The 18,960-nt window shown below is 43.1% G+C and carries 20 protein-coding genes; 13 read left to right on the top strand and 7 right to left on the bottom strand.

Annotation, left to right across the window (positions count from 1 at the left end; translation table 11 throughout):
- Window positions 1-44: 44 nt before the first annotated feature.
- Together EP58_RS01970 and EP58_RS01965 are read right to left on the bottom strand one after the other, a co-directional pair.
- Entirely contained in the window at window positions 45-3,428 is a 3,384-nt protein-coding gene (locus EP58_RS01970; RefSeq protein ID WP_036089384.1) for an FtsX-like permease family protein, read from the bottom strand.
- Between the two features lie 10 nt (window positions 3,429-3,438).
- The gene (locus EP58_RS01965) at window positions 3,439-4,140 is read right to left on the bottom strand and encodes an ABC transporter ATP-binding protein (protein WP_036089381.1); all 702 of its coding nucleotides are present in this window, start codon (window positions 4,138-4,140) and stop codon (window positions 3,439-3,441) included.
- Window positions 4,141-4,367: 227 nt separating this feature from the next.
- Here EP58_RS01965 and EP58_RS01960 point away from each other — a divergent pair, with 227 nt between their 5' ends.
- From EP58_RS01960 to EP58_RS01950, 3 genes are read left to right on the top strand one after another with little or no spacing between them, the layout of a single operon-like run.
- Window positions 4,368-4,670, top strand: a complete 303-nt coding sequence (locus EP58_RS01960) for a hypothetical protein (protein ID WP_036089379.1) — start codon at window positions 4,368-4,370, stop codon at window positions 4,668-4,670.
- A gap of 14 nt (window positions 4,671-4,684) precedes the next feature.
- Window positions 4,685-5,050, top strand: coding sequence for an ArpU family phage packaging/lysis transcriptional regulator (locus EP58_RS01955; RefSeq protein WP_036089378.1), 366 nt, complete (start codon window positions 4,685-4,687; stop codon window positions 5,048-5,050).
- A 33-nt stretch (window positions 5,051-5,083) separates the two neighbouring features.
- Complete coding sequence (locus EP58_RS01950; protein WP_051999458.1) at window positions 5,084-5,338, top strand: BhlA/UviB family holin-like peptide; 255 nt, start codon at window positions 5,084-5,086, stop codon at window positions 5,336-5,338.
- A gap of 46 nt (window positions 5,339-5,384) precedes the next feature.
- On the opposite strand, the gene EP58_RS01945 is transcribed toward EP58_RS01950, so the two are convergent.
- From EP58_RS01945 to EP58_RS01935, 3 genes are all read right to left on the bottom strand, one after another.
- On the bottom strand, window positions 5,385-6,287 hold the full coding sequence (locus EP58_RS01945) for an ABC transporter permease (protein ID WP_036089400.1): 903 nt from the start codon (window positions 6,285-6,287) through the stop codon (window positions 5,385-5,387).
- A gap of 4 nt (window positions 6,288-6,291) precedes the next feature.
- Window positions 6,292-7,242: an ABC transporter permease gene (locus EP58_RS01940; protein ID WP_036089370.1), complete on the bottom strand. Its 951-nt coding sequence runs from the start codon at window positions 7,240-7,242 to the stop codon at window positions 6,292-6,294.
- Between the two features lie 140 nt (window positions 7,243-7,382).
- A complete protein-coding gene (locus EP58_RS01935; RefSeq protein WP_036089369.1) occupies window positions 7,383-8,945 on the bottom strand; it encodes an ABC transporter substrate-binding protein in 1,563 nt (520 codons plus the stop codon).
- Window positions 8,946-9,132: 187 nt separating this feature from the next.
- On the opposite strand from EP58_RS01935, the gene EP58_RS01930 reads away from it, so the two are divergent.
- On the top strand, window positions 9,133-10,092 hold the full coding sequence (locus EP58_RS01930) for a DNA polymerase beta superfamily protein (protein ID WP_036089368.1): 960 nt from the start codon (window positions 9,133-9,135) through the stop codon (window positions 10,090-10,092).
- A gap of 41 nt (window positions 10,093-10,133) precedes the next feature.
- Here the strand turns inward: EP58_RS01930 and EP58_RS01925 are convergent, their stop codons facing one another.
- The gene (locus EP58_RS01925; RefSeq protein WP_036089367.1) at window positions 10,134-10,691 is read right to left on the bottom strand and encodes a DUF1269 domain-containing protein; all 558 of its coding nucleotides are present in this window, start codon (window positions 10,689-10,691) and stop codon (window positions 10,134-10,136) included.
- A gap of 159 nt (window positions 10,692-10,850) precedes the next feature.
- On the opposite strand from EP58_RS01925, the gene EP58_RS01920 reads away from it, so the two are divergent.
- The 5 genes from EP58_RS01920 to EP58_RS01900 all read left to right on the top strand — a co-directional run bounded on the left by EP58_RS01920 (window position 10,851) and on the right by EP58_RS01900 (window position 12,782).
- Window positions 10,851-11,216 carry a VOC family protein gene (locus EP58_RS01920; protein ID WP_036089365.1) on the top strand — a complete coding sequence of 122 codons (366 nt, stop codon included), beginning with the start codon at window positions 10,851-10,853 and terminating at the stop codon, window positions 11,214-11,216.
- Between the two features lie 130 nt (window positions 11,217-11,346).
- On the top strand, window positions 11,347-11,526 hold the full coding sequence (locus EP58_RS01915) for a type II toxin-antitoxin system Phd/YefM family antitoxin (protein ID WP_077917790.1): 180 nt from the start codon (window positions 11,347-11,349) through the stop codon (window positions 11,524-11,526).
- A gap of 8 nt (window positions 11,527-11,534) precedes the next feature.
- Complete coding sequence (locus EP58_RS01910) at window positions 11,535-12,053, top strand: GNAT family N-acetyltransferase (RefSeq protein WP_036089364.1); 519 nt, start codon at window positions 11,535-11,537, stop codon at window positions 12,051-12,053.
- 159 nt (window positions 12,054-12,212) lie between these two features.
- The gene (locus tag EP58_RS01905) at window positions 12,213-12,434 is read left to right on the top strand and encodes a hypothetical protein (RefSeq protein WP_036089361.1); all 222 of its coding nucleotides are present in this window, start codon (window positions 12,213-12,215) and stop codon (window positions 12,432-12,434) included.
- A 45-nt stretch (window positions 12,435-12,479) separates the two neighbouring features.
- A complete protein-coding gene (locus tag EP58_RS01900) occupies window positions 12,480-12,782 on the top strand; it encodes a type II toxin-antitoxin system RelE/ParE family toxin (protein WP_077917789.1) in 303 nt (100 codons plus the stop codon).
- A gap of 42 nt (window positions 12,783-12,824) precedes the next feature.
- On the opposite strand, the gene EP58_RS01895 is transcribed toward EP58_RS01900, so the two are convergent.
- The gene (locus EP58_RS01895; RefSeq protein WP_036089359.1) at window positions 12,825-13,850 is read right to left on the bottom strand and encodes a LacI family DNA-binding transcriptional regulator; all 1,026 of its coding nucleotides are present in this window, start codon (window positions 13,848-13,850) and stop codon (window positions 12,825-12,827) included.
- A 230-nt stretch (window positions 13,851-14,080) separates the two neighbouring features.
- Between EP58_RS01895 and EP58_RS17320 the strand changes: the two genes are divergently transcribed.
- From EP58_RS17320 to EP58_RS01875, 4 genes are read left to right on the top strand one after another with little or no spacing between them, the layout of a single operon-like run.
- Window positions 14,081-15,763 (top strand): alpha-amylase family glycosyl hydrolase, encoded by a 1,683-nt coding sequence (locus EP58_RS17320; protein ID WP_036089356.1) that lies wholly within the window; start codon window positions 14,081-14,083, stop codon window positions 15,761-15,763.
- A 51-nt stretch (window positions 15,764-15,814) separates the two neighbouring features.
- Entirely contained in the window at window positions 15,815-17,074 is a 1,260-nt protein-coding gene (locus tag EP58_RS17315; RefSeq protein ID WP_373862717.1) for an ABC transporter substrate-binding protein, read from the top strand.
- Between the two features lie 15 nt (window positions 17,075-17,089).
- Window positions 17,090-17,971 carry a carbohydrate ABC transporter permease gene (locus EP58_RS01880; protein WP_036060744.1) on the top strand — a complete coding sequence of 294 codons (882 nt, stop codon included), beginning with the start codon at window positions 17,090-17,092 and terminating at the stop codon, window positions 17,969-17,971.
- Window positions 17,958-18,809: a carbohydrate ABC transporter permease gene (locus EP58_RS01875; RefSeq protein WP_036089351.1), complete on the top strand. Its 852-nt coding sequence runs from the start codon at window positions 17,958-17,960 to the stop codon at window positions 18,807-18,809. Before EP58_RS01880 ends, EP58_RS01875 begins: the two co-directional genes overlap by 14 nt.
- Window positions 18,810-18,960 lie beyond the last annotated feature (151 nt).

Here is an 18,960-nt window from a genome sequence, read left to right as displayed (position 1 = left end):
AAAATAAGCGACTGTTCTTAAACTCAGAACGGGTCGCTTATTTTTTATTCGACTGATTTTAATGCTTCGATCATGTCTACCCGCTTTAATTTGATGTGCATAACGATCATGACAAGCGTTGAGAACAGCAATGTTAGGATTGCTGCGTAGACGTAACTCATCGCGTGGATGGTTGGGCTGAACATCAAGATATCGACCTCGGCTGTGGAGGTGACGAAGCGATGTAGGAATGTCCCGAGTACGAAGCCGACGACGATGCCCATCATGGTTAAAATAAGATTTTCGCGGTAGACGTACATCGTGACTTCTTTTGGATAGAAGCCAAGTACTTTGATGGTCGATAATTCGCGAATTCGCTCGGAAACGTTGATGTTGGTCAGGTTGTAGAGAACGATGAAGGCGAGTGCTGCCGCTGAAATAATCAGGACGACAATCACGATATCGAGGCTATCCATCGTACTGCCAAACGCATTACTCGCAGTATTGGTGTACGTGACGGCGAGCACGGCGGGATTCTTGAGCAGTTTTTCCGCAAAATTATCTTGCCATTTTTGATCCGTATTTTTGAGTTTCAGCAACTGGGTATTGTATTCTGGCTGGTTTTTGAAAACTTGGTCGTAATAGGTCGGCGTCATGTAGATGTAGTGCATCGCGTAGGTTTCTGTGATGCCGGTGACCTTGATTTTGTAGCGATTGTTGTCGCCGTCTTTGATGGTTAAGGAATCGCCGGGCTTGACGCCATAGAGTTTCGCGAGTTTTTCCGAGAGCACTGCACCATTATCGGTTAGTGGCACGGCTTTATGCGTTTTCCGGTCGCGTAACACGACGTAGTTGCTAAAATTATCGAGTGATTTCGGCGTGATTAGCGTGGCGCCTTGATTTGCGACGCCTTTTTCGACCGCCGTTATATTTTTTTGAGCCACATCGAGCGCGCTTTTCACATTTGGCGTATTATCGATAATCGTGTTGTAGTCCTGAAGCGGCGTTTTCGTAGCGTTACTATCCAAAACGACCACCGCATCGTATTTCATAATTTGATCATATTGTAGCGGAACGATGTCACCAATCGAATTTTTGAGGCCGAATCCTGTGAGCAGAAGCGCTGTACATCCCGCCACACCAAGGATTGTCATCAGCATCCGTTGTTTATATCGGAAAATATTCCGCGCTGTGACCTTGCTCGTGAAATTCATCCGTTTCCAGACGAAAGGCACGCGTTCCAACAAGATTCGCTTCCCGTTTTTCGGTGCTTTTGGACGCATCAAGGAAGCCGCATTTTCTCGTAATTCCGCACGACACGATACGAAAGCCGTCAAAGTCGTACAGAATAGCGCCACAGCAAGCGAAATCAGGCTGTAACTCCAATAGAAGGAAATATCAAGCGCTGGCAAATTATAAAGCGAACCGTAAGCCACAAAAATGATCTGCGGGAACACTTGAAAACCTATCGCGAGCCCAATCACAGTCCCCGCGAGGCTTGCCAGTGAGCCGTACACAAGGAATTTAGCGATAATATCGACATTGCTATATCCAAGCGCTTTTAACGTCCCAGTCTGCGTTCGTTGCTCCTCGATCATCCGCGTCATCGTCGTCAAACAAACGAGCGCTGCAATCAAAAAGAAGAACACAGGAAAGGCCGTGGAAAGCGAGGCAATCCGATCCGCATTATCTTTATATTCCGTATAACCAGGATTATCTGTCCTGTCACTAATAAAATACTTCGGCAAATCGAGCGCATCCAATTTTTCCTGCGCAATTTGGAGGTCTTTCTTCGCGGTCGCTATCTCCGCCAGAGCCTTCTTTTTCTCCGTTTCAAAAGTAGCTAAATTCGCCGCATACGTCGCTTCGGCAGCATCCAACTTGGCTTTTGCAGCGTCCAGTTTCGCATAACCAGCCGTTTTGGCGTCCGCGAGTTTCTGTTTCCCCGCTTTAAGCTGCGCCATTCCGTTTGCATAGTCCGTCTTGCCCTGCGCTAACTTCTCCTTAGCCAGATCCAGCTCCTGTTTCTTCAGAGCTAATTCGCGTTGTTTGTCGGCGAGCAATTGCCGGTTGCGGTTGATTTCCCGTTGCGCATCTGCGACTTCCTTGTTCGCCATCGCGAGCTGATTCGAAGCCTCACTTTTCAGGCGGTTTAACTGATCTTCCGAAAGCGTCCCGTCAAAATAATCTTGGATGTAGCCGCCGAGTTCGGGATCAAACGCATTGGCGTTATCAATAATCTCCTGTTGCGTTTCCTCATCCAAATCTGCGACTGGAATATCACCAAGCGTATAGTCTTTCACGGCGTCGTACAAACGTTGCACCATCGCGAGTTGTTCCTTGCTCTCGTCAAGCATCATCTGCCCATCATCTAGCTCCAATTGGGCATCTTCCAACTGCGGTTCTGCCTCGCGAATCCGCGCTTCACCATCCGCGATTTTCCGCTCCGCAGCTGCGATATCTTTCCTTGCCTGCGCAAGCTTCGCCTCGTTTTTATCAATCTCAGCCTGGCCGTCCGCGAGCTTCGTTTCCAGCTCCTGTTTCCCGTCATAATATTCCGCCCAGCCTTGATCTATCGTCGCGCGCGCATCATCCAATTTCCGCTGATTCTTCTCGATTTCCGCAAGGCCATCCGCGATTTTCTTGCGTCCCTCATCGATTTTCACCTGGCCATCCGCTTGAATCGCGTCCAAGCGCGCAGCTGGCTGTCCTTTCAGCGCCTTTTTCACGAGCGCCGTATTCCGCTCAATCGCCGAATCATACGCGTCACTATAAGCCTCCGCATTCGCCGTATTATCAAACGTCATGAACGCCGTCGAGTAATATTTCGCGTCAAAATCAGCCTCCGGAACCACCGCAAAAATATCCGCGCGCCCATTCCCAATCGTCGACGTCCCGCGCGTTCCTTTTTCAATATATTCCGCCGTGGAAACCGTCCCAACAACCGTAAACGTAGTCACGTGAAACTTCCCTTTCATAGCGCTACCATCACTGTTTACGAACGTAATTTTATCACCAATTTTGTAATGGCTCGTCGCCCTTCCAATAGAATCAATCGCGATTTCGCCACTTTTTCGCGGCAACCGTCCTTTATCAACGGTATACTTATTAATCAGATTATTCTGAGGCAAAGAAAAAACCTTCGTAATGAGCAGCGAATCCTGAAACATCACGTCCGTCGTATAGCCTGGTTGAACCGTTCGCACACCAGGAATATCATTTAAAATGGCGATATCATCCTTGTTCAAACCGTACGTCGACTGCACCTGCAAATCCATCAAGTTCTGCGCGTCATAGTACTTATCCGTCGTGTTGATCATATCCGGTCCGGTCGCTTTCAAGCCCACAAAAAAGGCCACGCCCAGCGCGATTAGTAGGAAAATCGAAATAAATCTGCCTTTAGATTTTGCGATTTCTCGCCATATGTCTTTCCATAATGCTTTTTTCATCGGATTCTCCTTACCATTCAATGCTATCGATCGAAACAGGATTTTTCTGAATTTTGACATCACGAACTTTGGCGTTATTAATCTCGATAATACGGTCAGCAATTGGCGTGATCGCCGTATTATGCGTTATCACAATCACTGTCGTACCAGTGTTTCGACATGTATCCTGAAGCAATTTCAAAACCGCTTTCCCAGTATTATAATCAAGCGCGCCGGTCGGTTCATCACAAAGCAACAATTTCGGCTGTTTCGCGAGCGCTCGAGCAATCGCAACCCGTTGCTGCTCCCCACCTGAAAGCTGAGCTGGGAAATTGTCCATCCGCTCCTCCAAACCAACTTGCTTCAAAACGACCTCCGCATCCATCGCATTCGGTGAAATCTGCGTCGCTAGTTCCACATTTTCCTTCGCCGTCAAACTCGGCACCAAATTATAAAATTGGAATACAAAACCAACGTCCTGCCTCCGATATCCTGTCAATTGCTTCGCGTTAAAAGCCGCAATATCCGTTCCATCAATATAAACATGCCCCTCATCGCTCATATCCATACCACCCAAAATATTGAGTACAGTAGATTTCCCCGCGCCAGAAGGACCTACAATAATAACAAACTCACCCTGTTCAATTTGAAACGTAATACCATCATTTGCCGTCACTATTTTCTCACCTAGTTGATAGCGCTTATAGATCTGATCCATTTCGACAAAAGCCATTCCAGCATCCCCATCCGTATGTTAGTTTTCGAACATTAATATTTTTATTATAGCACAAAATTTTCAAAAAAACTCCCAAATTTAAAAATAATAAACCGCTTCATTCAAGCTGTATAGCCAACTTTAAAACACATTAAGAACAAGTGTTCGTTTTTTCCTTGACTTCGTATTCGGTGGGGTTTATAGTAGGATTACTCCTTAAAAAATGGGGCAAGGGAGAGATTAAGATGAACAAAAAAAGACAGAGAGAAATTAACGTTCTATTCTCGCGGCTGGTTGATTTTCACAACGAACAAGCGGTCACATTTTACCAATGCAATCGCAAATGCTTCATATGTCGTAAAATCAGAAATCTGAGAAAAGAACAAGAAAAACTAGAAAATAACGATGAGGAAGCAAGCGAAATACGCACACAATTATCCCTCATCAGCTACTTTTCAACCTATTCCAAGCAACAATTAGCAACATGGGACGACCAAGAACGGCAACACCTATATGAATCTATTTTAACCAAAATAAAGCAGTCTTAGGGGGAGCATAATGAATGAGCAAATGCAAAGAAGCCGAGCATTTATTGTTCAAGTACAACGCATTATTACTAAGTCTACCAAAACGAAGTATGCCGAGGCGCACGAAAGAAAACGAATTGCGATTAACCAAAAAAATCTCCGAAGAACCAGCATATATCGAAATTAGACAAATCACAAGCGCGATTAATGGATTAAACAGCGATCAACGGGAGGTCCTGTTAGCCAAATACGTGACGTGGAGGAAACGCACAAATATCGAAGTGTACATGAGTATCGGTTGGAGCGAATCGCATTATTACCGATTAAAGAAAGCCGCGTTGGAAGCATTTCTAGTTGCGTATGAAGCAGAGTGTTCGCAGGAGAAATTGGTTTTCATGTAAGAAAATCATACTGAACGGGGAGGTATGATGGAGATGGAGAAGAAAAACTATTACAGTTTGGAAGTGATTATTACGGGACTAGAGAATTTAGTGGCAAACGCGACCGAAATCACATTTGGCATCCTTTTTGTAGCCTTACTAGTGTGGATGATGCGCAAGAATGATGAACGGGAAGAGCGTTACCAAAGAACAATTGACAATTTGAGTGAATTAGCAAGCGAGATCAAAATCATCGAACAAGCCGTCAACGAGATGCGCGCAGATGTGATTGAACTAAAGGTGAAATAAATAAAACAGCCCCAGTGCTTGATTGCATCAGGGCTGTACATAACGATTATTTATGAACATCACGAGGTTCCAGGCCTTTACGGAACACATCACCAAGAACGTTAAATGACAGGATAGTTAGTAGAATCAAGGCGCCTGGGAAAAGTGCTAAATACGTAGCGTCTCCAATATAACCCTGCGCATTGTTCAACATACTACCCCATGAAGAATTCGGTTGTTGCACGCCGAGTCCAAGGAAGCTTAGCGCCGACTCGGTTAGAATCGCAGCAGCAATATTTAGCGAAGCCGCAACAACAATCGAAGGCATTGCGTTTGGAATGATATGGCGGACGATAATGTGCCAAACACCCGCACCGCTTGATTTAGAATACAGGATAAATTCGCGTTCTTTAAGCGACAGCGTTTCAGCTCGAACAATCCGAGCAACGTCCATCCACGAGAGTAACCCGATAATCAAAATAATATTTCCGATACCAGGCTTCAAATAAGCGTTCAAAATCATCAATAAGAAAAAGGATGGTATCGACATGAATATATCTAGGAAACGCATCAATAGGCTATCGACAATACCACCGAAGAATCCACTGATTGTTCCAGCTACTGTTCCCACAACGAGGGCGATTAACATAGCGAGGAAGCCAACAGTTAATGATACACGACCTCCGTAAAGCACGCGCGTGAAGTAGTCGCGGCCGTGATCATCTGTGCCGAACCAATGCGAACTGCTCGGTGGAAGTAGCTTGTCTTGGATAGATAACGCGTTTGGATCATAGGGTGATAAGAATGCTAGTCCGCAGGCTAATGCTAACAAGACCAGAATTCCAATTGAGATAAGTCCGCGTTTTTCACTTAATAAGAAATGCCAAAATGTACGTTCTCGAGGCAATTGTGCTTTTTCAGGAGGTTGGACATTTTTAGGCTTGGTGAATTTACTTAAATCAGCTTTCATCATGTTAGCTAACCTCCCTTATGCGTGGATCGATAATGGTATAGGCGACGTCGGCTAGCAAATTACCGATAATCAGTAGTAAAGCAGAGAACATCGTAATAGCCATGATCATTGGATAATCCAATTGGAAAATCGCGTTGATGCCAAGCGACCCCATACCAGGCCAAGAAAACACGCTTTCTGTGATAAAAGCCCCCGTAATAATTTGCGGTAAGTACATGCCGAGTAATGTAATAACTGGGAGCAATGAATTTTTCAGGACATGGCCACGCATAATTTGTGCTTTAGAAAGACCTTTCGCGTATCCGAATAATACGTATTCTTCTTTAAGCTGATTGATCGTGTTCGATCGCACATACCGATAATATGAAGCGCACCCTTGAAAAGTCAATGCGGTAACTGGAAGAATGGCATGTTTCGCGATATCCCAGAAAGATTCAACACCGATAGTGCGCATCCCCAGACTTGGAAGCCAATGAAGGCGAATCGCGAATACATCAATCAAAATCATCGCAAACCAAAAAATGGGAATCGAGATACCAACGTAAGAAATCGCATTGAGGACGCGATCTAATTTTGTATTTTCATACGCGGCAGCAATGAGACCAAGTGGAATGGAGAACAAGAGTGTAAAGAACAGCGCTGTTCCCATTAAACCAATTGTTGCGGGCAGGCGTTCGATAATTTGGCCGAGGACAGGCTGGTTATTAATCAAGGAATAGCCGAAATTTCCTTGTAACACATTGCCGAGCCATTTGAAATACTGCACATAAATTGGTTGGTCAAGACCGAGACTTTGACGTATCCGCTCGACATCATCAGGGTTCATATTCGGCGTAACGAAAGAAGAAATCGGATCTCCAGGCGCCAATTGAACCAATGCAAAAGAAACAAGCGAAATGATGAACAGCATTGGTATAATTTGTAGTACACGTTTGAAGATGGTTTGTATCATGAAGAAAAGCCCCTTACCAAGAAAGTATAGTGAAACAACGTAAAGCCCTCACCAGCAGGAAAATTGGAACTTGGCTTTCCTACCAGTTTGGGGCTTCATTTTATACACATTAAGTTATTATAGCATGCGAGAGGCAAAACTTACTTAATATAAAGCTTAGATAGATCACGGAACATCGTTACAGGTTGTGGTGTTGCTTCTTTCGTGCCTTGATATTTCTTGTCAATCGCAAGTACGGCGTTATCGTAAGAAATTGGATATACGACAGCATCGTCTGCAATGGTTGTTTGGATTTGCTCGTAGATAGCTTGACGTTTTGGTTCATCTGCTGTTACAGCGCCTTCGTTCCACAATTTATCTAGAGCGGGGTTGCTGTAGTTTGAGTAATTATACGGTTCGCCTGTCATATAAAGTGTTTTGTACGGATCAGGGTCGTTACCCATGATATAGCCACCGAGCATTAAGGAGTAGGCGTCACTTTTGCGATCCAGTGTGATATTGTTCATCGCTGTTGGATCGGTTGGTTTTAGTTCTATAGAAACGCCGATAGATTTCAGTTGTTCTTGAACATAGAGTGCAATACTTTCTTGTGCTTTACTGTTGTTTAGATAAATGATATTGAGTTTATCAGAAGATTTATAACCACTTTTCGCTAAAAGTTCTTTGGCTTTCGTAATATCTTGGTTATATGTTTCTACCTTATCAGTGAAGAATTTTGTGTTCTCCGTTAAGAAAGAACTTGCAGGTTTTGCGTATTCTTGGGAACCGTAAGCGGCATCGATTAAATCTTTGCGGTCAAGGGTTAATGAAATGGCTTGGCGCAAGTCTTTTGATTTAAGCGCGGCTACGTTTTGGTTGAATGCAATGTAGCTTAAACGATTTTCTGGGTACGTAATAATGTTGACGTCACTTGCTTTTTCGACTTTATTACGCTCAGCAGGTTGGATTGATTTTAGGTTGATCTCACCATTTTGTAACGCTAGGTTTGCTGCGTTTTGGTCTTTTGTGATACGATATGTTACTTTATCCAGTTTTGGTTTACCATCGAAATAATCATCGAACTTCTCTAATGAATAGTATTCGCCAGACTTATAGTTCACAAATTTATATGGACCAGATCCAACAGGTTCATTGTTTTTATCACTTTTACCGATATCTGCAACACCTTCAAAAATATGTTTTGGAATTGGGTAGAAAGTATTTAATGTATTTTCAAAGGCAGGGGCAACTTCTGGTAATGTGAATTTTACGGTCGTGGCATTTTCAGCAACTGCTTTCACAGGCTTATTGTTAAATACCCAGCTTCCGCGGAATGGGCTGTTTTGTTTTTCATCAATAATAGAGTTCACACTGAAAACAACGTCGTCAGCAGTTAACGGTTTGCCATCATGCCATTTTAGGCCATCTTTTAGAGTCACCGTGTATGTTAAGTTATCGGCGGAGACATCGAGTTTATCAGCAAGTGCTGGCTTACCATCGTACTCCCAGAATAACGGTGCATAGAGTGCTTGCTGGATAGTTAAAGTGACGCGATCGCTTGAATATAGTGGATTCACGACTTCAGGATCACCAGGTACACCGATAATGATAGAATTATTATCTTTGGAACCACTCGCACTGTCTGACGAGCTTCCAGAACCACCACATGCTGCTAATACCAACATTAAGGTTAATGTGAAAACGAATAAAATACTTTTTTTCATACTTTCTCCCCTTTTCTCAGGTAACTACTTTTTAATTCTTACTTTATAAGTAGGAATTGGTTATACTTAAAATACCCCGATTCGTATGTAAAGTCAAGATATTTTGATTGGGGAGAGAAATTATTTTTTGGGGAGCAGTTTTTGGTATACTAGTAGTAAATATCAGAGTGGGAAGAGTTGATTTGAAATGACGAAGTATGATGCTGTTATAGAGACATCTGCGTATGATTTTTTAAGGGATAATAGAGATTTGAGAGGGATTGCTTATCTGGTTGCCAGCGGTTCGCATGGTTACGGGACGAATATCGAGACGAGTGATTTGGATTTACGTGGCTTTTTGATAGAAGATAAACGGTATTTGTTCGGGTTGAATACGTTTGAGCAGTTTGAGGAAAAGGAGACGGATACGGTGATTTTCGGGGCGCAAAAGTTTATGAAGTTGTGCGCACAGGGAAATCCGAATGTGCTGGAATTGCTTGGTGTAGATGAGGATGAGATCGTTATTTGCTCAGAGGCTGGTAGGGTAGTGCGAGATAACGTGGATTTATTTTTATCGAAGCGTGTGGAGCAGACGTTTGGGAATTACGCGAACGCACAACTAAAACGATTGCAGAATGCTTTGGTTCGAAATGAGGCATCGCAAGCTGTGCAGGAGCAGCATGTATTGGAAACATTGCAGAGACAAATGAAGCATTTTGAGGGGAAGTATGCAGATTTAGGGGATAATGGTTTGGTGCTGAGGATGGAGAATGCTGAGATTGTGATGGATGCAAGGCTACGAGGGTATCCGTTACGGGATTTTGTTGGGATTTACGGGGAAATGCAGGGAACGATGCGTACGTATGGGAAGCTCGGGACAACGGAACATCCGAAAGATTTACCAAGACTATATAAGCACGCGATGCATTTGGTTAGAATGTTGGTGACAGGGCGAGATATTCTAGAGGGAAAAGGGATTATAACGAAGCGACGGATAGAGCATGAACTGTTGATGGCGATTCGAAATGGGGAGATATCGTTTGAGGAAATTTTTGAGCAGGTTGCTGTTTTACAGAAGGAGTTTGAACGGGCGGCTAGAGAGACAGATCTTCCTGAGCAGGTGGATATGATTCAGGTGGAGGAACTGCTGATTTCGTTGTATAGATAGAAATCCTAGCATAAACGCTATGCTAGGATTGGAGTTTCATATTAGTCTTCTTTTTTGTTGAACCAGCCTTTTTTAGCACTTTTCTTAGCATCGTTTTCTGCTTGTTGTGCTTGGTTTATTTCACGAGCAACAAGGTTTGCGTCCATACGAACAACGCGGCCGCCGAGTTTGTTGTTTACTAATTCGTTGATGTATTCGTTGTGCTCTTCTTCGGCGATAAGGATAACGCCGGTTTGGTCTTCAGGAATGGTTTCCAATGTCTTTTCGAAAACGTTCATGGCATCGCGAATTTCTTTAGCATCTTGTGAAGAGCCAATAATTGCGCCGGTCATCCAACCAAGAAGAACGCCTAGTGGACCGCCTAAAATACCTACTAGCATACCGATTAGGCTGCCTTTCATATTCTTGTCACCGCCTGTGAAATCTAGGAAATCTTTGGCGTTTATTTTATGATTGTGGTCGTGTTCAACAACCGCCATTTGCTCACCGCGAATTTTTCTTTCTGTATGAAGGGTTTTGATTTCTGAAAATGCTTGATAGGACTTGCTTTCTGTTTCGAAGTTCATGATGAGTACGGTTTTATTTATTTGCTTGCTCATGTCGAATAGCCTCCTAAAATTTTCTATAAAATATCGGCAAGTTGTGCCTCCATTTCAGTATACTCGTTATGTGCGGGAAAACAAAATGTTAACTGTTTTAGTTTTGTGTTGGGTAGTTAGGGAAATAAATAATAGGAAATGAAGGATGGAGGAAATGCGATGATTGAAGGCTTAGAAGGAATTAATATTGCGGTTAGTAATCCAGAAGCATTTGTACGTTTTTATAAGGAACAGTTGGGTGTGCCACTGATGTTTGAGGGACATGGCAATCATGTTGGGGCTAAATTGGCTTTTTCGAGGCATGATCCTGGGATTATTGTTTGGGATAAGGCGAGTGGGGATGTGGCAACGCACGGACCTACGGAATTTGTTTTTCGATCGGCGGATTTGGATAAGACATATGAGACATTGAAATTTAATGGTGTAGCTATTCAACCACCATTTTTGGCAGATTGGGGAGGAAAAGAGTTGCGATGTGCTGATCCAGAGGGAAACAGTATTTTGATTCTGGAAGGCGCCTATTAATTGAATTTATTGGGAAATGGCTGGTTTTAGGACTGGCTATTTTCTTTGCTTAAAATCGGTTTTTTACTAGCCATTATATCATAATTATGATATAATAATGATAATATTATGATAAGAGGAGGGCAAGGAGATGCCTGAAATTAGACCGGTTTCTGATTTGAGAAATAATTTTACTGATATTTCCAATATTGTCCACGAACGTAGTGAACCTATTTTTTTGACGAAGAATGGGCATGGAGATATGGTAGTGATGAGTATCGAAACGTATGAAGAAATGTGTCAATATGAGACGCGTGCGGTTACGAAATAAACAGGGGAATGGTGAGATATTTGGAGAAGAAGCGGAATTATCATGTGAAATTTTTGACGGAGAAAGATGTGGCTTTGGCTGAGGAAGTTTGTGCGAAATGTGAGGATTATTTCTTGATAGAGCAAGGGGTGGCAGCGACCAAGGAGAATGCGCGGGATATTATTACGGAGATACCGAAGGGCAAGACAAAGTTAGATAAGTTTGTGATGGCAGTACTTGATGAAGCGGATAAACCGATTGGGCTGATTGATGTAGTGGCGGATTTTCCACGCAAAGGACAGTGGATTATTGGACTGTTAATGTTGATACCTGAAGAGCGTAGCAGCGGATTTGGGAAAGTGCTTTATCAAGTTATTAAGGATTGGGCGTCGGATGGGAGCGCGGATTCATTGCGAATTGGTGTTCTTGAGGAGAATAAAGAGGCTATTGGTTTTTGGTCTCACCTTGGCTTTGAGAAACAGGAAGAAAAAAGACAAACTTACGGTGAAAAAGAGCATACTGTCCATGTGATGGTTCGTAATATATAGATGGCAAAAAGATACTTTGAAGGCTAAAGTATCTTTTTGTATAGGTTAAAAAAGCTTAAAGCCTATGCAAAAAACGAATTTGACACAAAACGAATGAATGAATAGGAAAAGATTTCGATATGTGTTATAATAGAAAGATAAAAGACGGAGGTGCAGAAGATGACAGCGAGCATGGAAGATAGCTTTGTAAATGAAACAGCCACAAAATTTGCATATGAACAGACATGGGTAGCTTCAACGGATGAAATGGTTCATGAGAAACTAATTCAGGCAGAACAAGACTTCGTAACTGGGCGTACAAGCACTTGGGAAGAAGTGAAGAGTCATGTAGCGATTTTGACAGAACGCGTACGCGCAGAATCTGCTGCTGAGTGGGAATAGGCGTATGGGTGATAGCGTGAAGATTAGCCTTTCTAGGCATCTAGCATCGATTATGAAAGCATCTCACTTTATTTGTTAGAAGATTTGTATCAGTCGCAAGCGGAGGAGAATTTTAGCAAGGGCGTGGAGCAGTTGTTTGTGAATTTGGCTGCATTTCCTAAAATGGGTAGCCTATACGATAGTGAGAAGTACCTTTCTAAACCCTATCGTAAACTGAGCTTTGATAGGTATACCGTTTTTTATGTATATCATGAAGAGCAACAGCTCATTGAAGTGCATCGGATTTTGTCTGGACTATCCGATTATACGGTGATTATTAAGGATGCCACGCCAACATATGAAGCATAAAAAATCTGGAAAGAGTCGGTGACAAGCTCTCTCCAGATTTTTTTATGCGTTTAAATGGCTGATTGATGCTCCATTTATGAGTTTGGTTTCGATAATCATGTTCTTGATTGGGGTACCATTTTGCTGGATTAAGTTGAAAAGTAACTCGGTGGCAGCTTTTCCTAATCGCTTAGTGGGGATGTCGATGGCGGTCAGTGGTGGAGATAGGAAGCTAGAGACTACGCGGTCATTGTAGCCGACGATGGAAAGGTCATGCGGTATTTGTAGGTTGTGCTCCGAGGCTACTTTATAAATGCTGAGTACTTTTAAATCGTCTGTGGCAAAAATGGCGGTGGGGCGGTCAGGGTGTGATAGTAGCTGGTGCGCCGCGTTGTAGGCATCTTCGGCTGTGTATCCGCTATCTAAAATCCAGTCGCGACGAATGTCTAGGTTGTGATCAAATAGGCAACTGCGGTAGCCGGCAAGTCGGTCGATGGAGACGTGATGGTTCAGTGGTGCGTGTAGGCAAGCGATGTTTTTATGCCCATTTTTGATGAGTAGGTTTGTTAGTTCGTAGGAGTCTTTGAAATTGTCTGTATCTACGGAGTAAACGTTGGTGTAGTTGCCATCGATTTTCCCAGTCACGACGATGGGGATGTTGAATGGATCGAGTTTTTCGAAAAAGGATTCGTCGGCGGGTGAGCTTAGCATGATAATTCCTTTGATCATTTTTTCTTTGATTTTGGCAATGCATTTATCGAGTTCATCGTCGGTATTGCGAGATGTTTGCAGAATTAAGTCGAAATTCTGATCTTCTGCAATGGCCGAGATGGAATGGATGATTTCTGAGAAAAACGGATTTCCTGCCGTGGTCTTGGTTGGCCGGTTTGAGATGACCATAATCGCGTCGAATCCTGAATTTGTCAGTGCGCGTGCGAGTTTACTTGGCTTATATTGCAGTTCTTCAATGGCTGTGAGAACGCGCTTTTTGGAGTCGGCGGAAATGTTTGATTGATTGTTTAGTACGCGCGAAACGGTAGATTTCGAGACTCCAGCGTGGCGTGCTATGTCGTAAATTGTGGCTCCCATTGTAGTTGTTTCCTCCTTGTTTCTATCTTGATGAGACCGTTCCCATCTTTTTATATATCTATGCTATCTATTCTACTCAATTGTGGTAAAGATGTCCAATGAGAAATGAAATGACTGATAACATAGTGTTAGAGAATATTTTTTAGGAGAATGTGAAAAATAGCATTGACAGAAAGCGCTTTCTGTAATATACTCTTTTTGTGGGAGCGGTACCATAAAAGGAGGTAGAAATGGATATTCTTTTAGGACGATTGGAAAATATATATGGCAGTGAAAGCGCTACATCTCTAGAGAAGGCGATTAGAGAGCGAATAGAAGAAGCGCGAACGAAAAAGTTGAAGCAACGGAAGTCAGGCTGGGATCAAGAAGATGTGGTAATGATTACATATGGTGATCAGTTTTGGGAAAAGGATCAGCCTACACTGACGACGCTTAAGAAGATGTATGATAGATACTTGGATGAGATGTTTGAGGTGGTTCATATTTTGCCATTTTATCCGTATTCTTCGGATGATGGTTTTTCGGTTATTGATTATAAAATGGTGAATCCAAAGCTTGGTGATTGGCGGAATGTTGGGGATTTGACGCAATCGACGCGATTGATGTTTGATTATGTTTGTAATCATATGTCGGCGAAAAGTGACTGGTTTCAAGGGTTTCTGAATCAGGATGCGGCATATGATGATTTCTTTGTTTCGTTGCCGAAAGAGACGGATTTGACGGCCGTGACTAGGCCGCGTGCGACGCCGGTTTTGACAGAGTTTGAGATGGCGGATGGTACGAAAAAGCATATTTGGACGACGTTTAGCGCGGATCAGATTGATTTGAATTTTAGAAATCCGAATGTGTTGCTGAAAATGATTGATGTTTTGGCGTTTTATTTGGAGGAAGGTGCGGAGTATATTCGGTTGGATGCGGTCGGTTTCATGTGGAAAGAGCCGGGGACGTCTTGTATTCACTTGGAAAAAACGCATGAGATTGTGAAGTTGTTCCGTGGTATTTTGGATGAGATTGCTCCTGGAACGGTGATGATTACGGAGACAAACGTGCCGCATAAAGACAATATTACGTATTTTGGAAATGGCCAGGATGAGGCGCATATGGTGTATCAGTTCCCGTTGCCGCCACTTGTTTTGCAGGCGATACATAGGGGTGATGGGCAGGCTTTGTCAGGCTGGGCGCGTGATTTGGAGTTGCCGGGTGAGGATGCTACGTTTTTCAATTTCCTCGCTTCGCATGATGGTATTGGCTTGAATCCGATTCGTGGAATTTTGCCGGAGGAGGAGATTTTGGCTCTGGTAGCGGATTTGGAAAAGGAAGGTGCGCTTGTTTCGTATAAGCAAAATCCAGATGGAACGCAGAGTCCGTATGAGATTAATGTGACGTATATGGATGCGCTGAATCGCTTGGCGGACAACGATGATACACGTTTACAGCGGTTCTTGTTGGCGCATTCGATATTGCTGACGATTCCAGGTGTTCCAGCGGTTTACGTGCAAAGTATTTTAGGCGCGCGAAATGATGTGGATGGTGTCGCACAAACGGGGCATAATCGCTCGATCAACCGCAAAAAATACCCGATTTCGGAGATTGAAACGGGGCTCGCGGACGATAAAACGTTGATGCATCGTACTTTTGAAGGGATTAAAGACATGATCCAAGTTCGCAAAACGCAAGCTTTATTCCATCCCAATGTACCGATGGAAGTCGTGGATTTAGGGAAAGAAATTTTTGCGATTAGGCGTGTGGATGCTTCAGGGAACAGTATTTTGGTGTTGCATAATTTGTCTGATCAGCCGATATCGTGTGATGTCGCTGCGAACTGGGATATTTTAAAAGATCAGCCGATTTCTGGGAGCGCTCCAATTGTTCTTGCTCCTTATGAATTCCGTTGGCTAACAAACAAAAACTAGGAGGGTTTTAAGGTGAAAAAGAGAGGTTCGATTTTACTTGTTGTTGTGTTAATGTTGAGTGCAATTTTGGCGGCGTGTGGCGGTTCATCGGGAAGTGCGGATGACAAAGAAGTGACGATTGAATTCATGCATTCTTCGGTTGAAAAGGAACGTTTGGACGTTATTAAAGAATTAGTTGCGAAATTTGAAAAGGAAAACCCGAACATTAAAGTGAAGCAAGTGCCAGTAGAGGAAGATGCGTTTAACACAAAAGTTGTAACGTTGGCACGATCTGGTAAGTTGCCGGCAGTTTTGGAAGTAAGTCAAGATTTTGCGAAAGTAATGGATAAAGATAAGTTGATCGATCAAGCGGCGATTAAAGACGTGATTAAAGAGGTTGGCGAGGATAGTTATTATGAAGGTGCGTTGAACTTGGTGCGTTCTGAGGATGGCAAAAGTTATATCGGCGTTCCGCTTACGGGCTGGGTGCAAGGTATTTGGTACGACAAGAAGGCTTTAGCTGCGGCGAATTTCGAGGAGCCGAAGAATTGGAATGACATTTTGACAATTGCGAAGCATTTTACGAATAAAGCAAATAAGAAATACGGTATTGCGATCCCTACAGCAGAAGGCGCGATGGCGGAGCAAGCATTTTCTCAGTTTGCGCTTTCCAATGAGGCGAACGTTTTAGATGCGAAGGGCAACATTACGATTGATACGAAGGAAATGAAACAAGCGTTGACATTCTATCAAGAGTTGGCGAAATACACGATGCCTGGATCGAATGATGTAACGGAAATCAAGGATGCGTTCATGAATGGTACGGCTCCAATGGCGATGTATTCGACGTACATTTTGCCGGCGGTATTCACGGATGGCGACCCAAGTAATGTCGGATTTATCATTCCGGAAGAAAAGGAAAAAGCAGTGTACGGAACGGTTTCGGCGTTAGCGCTTTCTGACGGCTTGGATGATGCACAAAAAGATGCAGGTAAAAAATTCGTGGAGTTCCTGTCACAACCTGAGAACCAAACGAAATGGGTATTAATGTCTCCAGGTGGCGCACAACCGGTAAATAAAGGCGTTATCGAGAACGAAGCGTACAAAAACAATGAAGTCGTAAAATCGTTTGGCGCGTTGTCTGAGGAAATCGCGAAATCGTTCGATGATATTCAAATTTTCGGCTTAGTTGACGGTAAAAACTTCACCAAAATGGGCGATATCACAAGTTCAGGCGTTATCGCGAAAATGGTGAATAACGTGACGGTTGGCGGCAAGGATGTCGAGTCGGAGCTTGAAAAAGCGCAGAGCACAGCCGAATCCAATAACTAAGAATAAGGAGGCACTATGAAAACAAAAGCATATAAACGCTCGGATGCAAAAATGGCGCTGGCCTTGCTGTCGCCTAGTATCCTCTTATTACTTGTGTTAGTGGCATATCCGATGATTTCAAACATTCAAATTAGCTTTTTAGAGTTACCGCTCAATCCGAATTTGGATTCAACATTTATCGGTTTGCAAAACTATATTGATATTTTAACGGATGCCGAATTTTATAAGTCATTGGCTTTAACGTTTGGTTACACGATTCTAGTAGTTGTTGGTAGTACAGGAATGGGGCTTCTGGTTGCGATTTTCTTCAACCGGGAGTTCAGATTCCGGAAAACGGCGCGTTCACTTATCATTTTGTCATACGTAACGCCGTCGATTTCACTGATTTTTGCTTGGAAATACATGTTCAACAATAGTTACGGTGTGATCAATTATGTTGGTGGCGATATTCTGCACCTTTGGAAAGACGCGCCGCTATGGTTTGATAATCCCGTTTCAAGTTTCATTTTAGTCGTGTTATTCGCGATTTGGCGCTATTTCCCGTATGCCTTCATTTCGTTTTTAGCGATTCTGCAAACGGTAGATAAGTCGCTTTATGAAGCAGCAGAAATGGACGGGGCAAGCGTTTGGGATAAATTCAAAATTGTCACGTTACCAGCGATCATGCCAGTTTTGGCGACCGTTGTGACCTTGCGTGCGATTTGGATGTTCTACATGTTCACCGACGTATACTTGTTGACGAACAAGGTCAATATCCTTGGAGTTTACTTGTATCAAACGGCCTTTGCGTTCAACGATTTAGGTAAAGCATCGGCGATTTCGGTGATTCTGTTTGTCATCATCTTCGTGGTCATCATGGTTACAAGAAAGCGAGTGAATTTAAATGGCGGTAAGTAGTAAAAAATCAAAACGGACGAAGAAAATTGTCTTTTATGTGAGTTTAGTGTTATTTCTCTTGTTCACGCTGTTTCCATTCTTGATTATGATGATGACGTCATTTAAGAGTCCAAAAGAGGCGATTTCAACGACGCCAACGTTTTTCCCGAAGGACTGGACATTTCAGCATTATTTAGATATTTTCAACCCAGATATTTTCCCATTTTTAACGTATTTTAAAAATAGTTTTATCGTTGCGTTAGTTGCAGCGGGAATTGCGGTTGTTTTAGGGATTTTAGGCGCTTATGCGTTGTCAAAATTGCGTTTTCGAGCGCGAACAACGATCAATGCGAGTTTTTACACGGTTTACATGTTTTCAGGAATTTTGTTAATTGTGCCGTTGTTTAAAATTATTTCGAGTGTTGGGTTATATGACACGAGAACGGCGTTGATTATTACGATGGTTGTGCAGACATTACCGACTGCGATTTTCATGCTGATTAGTTATTTTGATACGATTCCAGTGGATATCGAGGAAGCAGCGATGATGGATGGTTTGAATCGGATGCAGATTATTTTGCGGATTATTGTGCCATTGGCGATCTCAGGGATTGTTTCGGTGTTCGTGTATTGCTTCATGGTAGCTTGGAATGATTATCTGTTTGCATCGATATTCTTGTCGGATTCAGAATTGTTTACATTGCCAATTGGCTTGAATACGCTGTTCAGTACACCAGATTATATTTGGGGTCGAATGATGGCGGCGTCCCTTGTAACAGCACTACCAGTTGTTATCATGTACGCTTTGTCAGAACGCTTCATCAAAGGAAATCTTACCGACGGCGGCGTCAAAGGCTAGGCCAGAGCGACGAGAAGCATTCATCTTCGTCGTTAAAAGTTCCGTTCCAGTGCTCTTCTACACGGAGTTTCGCATAACTTCTCACATGGTTGGGGATAATACTCCCTCCCTGTTTTCAGTTAACGTACGCAAGTACGCTCCGCACCTGGTA

This window comes from Paenilisteria newyorkensis (assembly GCF_000766145.1).
In the GTDB taxonomy this organism is placed as follows: domain Bacteria; phylum Bacillota; class Bacilli; order Lactobacillales; family Listeriaceae; genus Listeria_A; species Listeria_A newyorkensis.
Note: the sequence above shows the minus strand (reverse complement) of the source record. Positions and strands in the feature narration are given on the sequence as shown.

Excerpts from the sequence above, each read along its gene's own strand:
- EP58_RS01935 (WP_036089369.1), bottom strand. The coding sequence starts at position 8,945 with ATGAAAAAAAGTATTTTATTCGTTTTCACATTAACCTTAATGTTGGTA.
- EP58_RS01915 (WP_077917790.1), top strand. The coding sequence starts at position 11,347 with ATGCCTGAAATTAGACCGGTTTCTGATTTGAGAAATAATTTTACTGAT.
- EP58_RS01965 (WP_036089381.1), bottom strand. The coding sequence starts at position 4,140 with ATGGCTTTTGTCGAAATGGATCAGATCTATAAGCGCTATCAACTAGGT.
- EP58_RS01920 (WP_036089365.1), top strand. The coding sequence starts at position 10,851 with ATGATTGAAGGCTTAGAAGGAATTAATATTGCGGTTAGTAATCCAGAA.
- EP58_RS01880 (WP_036060744.1), top strand. The coding sequence starts at position 17,090 with ATGAAAACAAAAGCATATAAACGCTCGGATGCAAAAATGGCGCTGGCC.
- EP58_RS01875 (WP_036089351.1), top strand. The coding sequence starts at position 17,958 with ATGGCGGTAAGTAGTAAAAAATCAAAACGGACGAAGAAAATTGTCTTT.
- EP58_RS01910 (WP_036089364.1), top strand. The coding sequence starts at position 11,535 with ATGGTGAGATATTTGGAGAAGAAGCGGAATTATCATGTGAAATTTTTG.
- EP58_RS01940 (WP_036089370.1), bottom strand. The coding sequence starts at position 7,242 with ATGATACAAACCATCTTCAAACGTGTACTACAAATTATACCAATGCTG.
- EP58_RS01905 (WP_036089361.1), top strand. The coding sequence starts at position 12,213 with ATGACAGCGAGCATGGAAGATAGCTTTGTAAATGAAACAGCCACAAAA.
- EP58_RS01895 (WP_036089359.1), bottom strand. The coding sequence starts at position 13,850 with ATGGGAGCCACAATTTACGACATAGCACGCCACGCTGGAGTCTCGAAA.
- EP58_RS01945 (WP_036089400.1), bottom strand. The coding sequence starts at position 6,287 with ATGAAAGCTGATTTAAGTAAATTCACCAAGCCTAAAAATGTCCAACCT.
- EP58_RS01970 (WP_036089384.1), bottom strand. The coding sequence starts at position 3,428 with ATGAAAAAAGCATTATGGAAAGACATATGGCGAGAAATCGCAAAATCT.
- EP58_RS17320 (WP_036089356.1), top strand. The coding sequence starts at position 14,081 with ATGGATATTCTTTTAGGACGATTGGAAAATATATATGGCAGTGAAAGC.
- EP58_RS01925 (WP_036089367.1), bottom strand. The coding sequence starts at position 10,691 with ATGAGCAAGCAAATAAATAAAACCGTACTCATCATGAACTTCGAAACA.
- EP58_RS01955 (WP_036089378.1), top strand. The coding sequence starts at position 4,685 with ATGAGCAAATGCAAAGAAGCCGAGCATTTATTGTTCAAGTACAACGCA.
- EP58_RS01950 (WP_051999458.1), top strand. The coding sequence starts at position 5,084 with ATGGAGAAGAAAAACTATTACAGTTTGGAAGTGATTATTACGGGACTA.
- EP58_RS17315 (WP_373862717.1), top strand. The coding sequence starts at position 15,815 with ATGTTGAGTGCAATTTTGGCGGCGTGTGGCGGTTCATCGGGAAGTGCG.
- EP58_RS01930 (WP_036089368.1), top strand. The coding sequence starts at position 9,133 with ATGACGAAGTATGATGCTGTTATAGAGACATCTGCGTATGATTTTTTA.
- EP58_RS01960 (WP_036089379.1), top strand. The coding sequence starts at position 4,368 with ATGAACAAAAAAAGACAGAGAGAAATTAACGTTCTATTCTCGCGGCTG.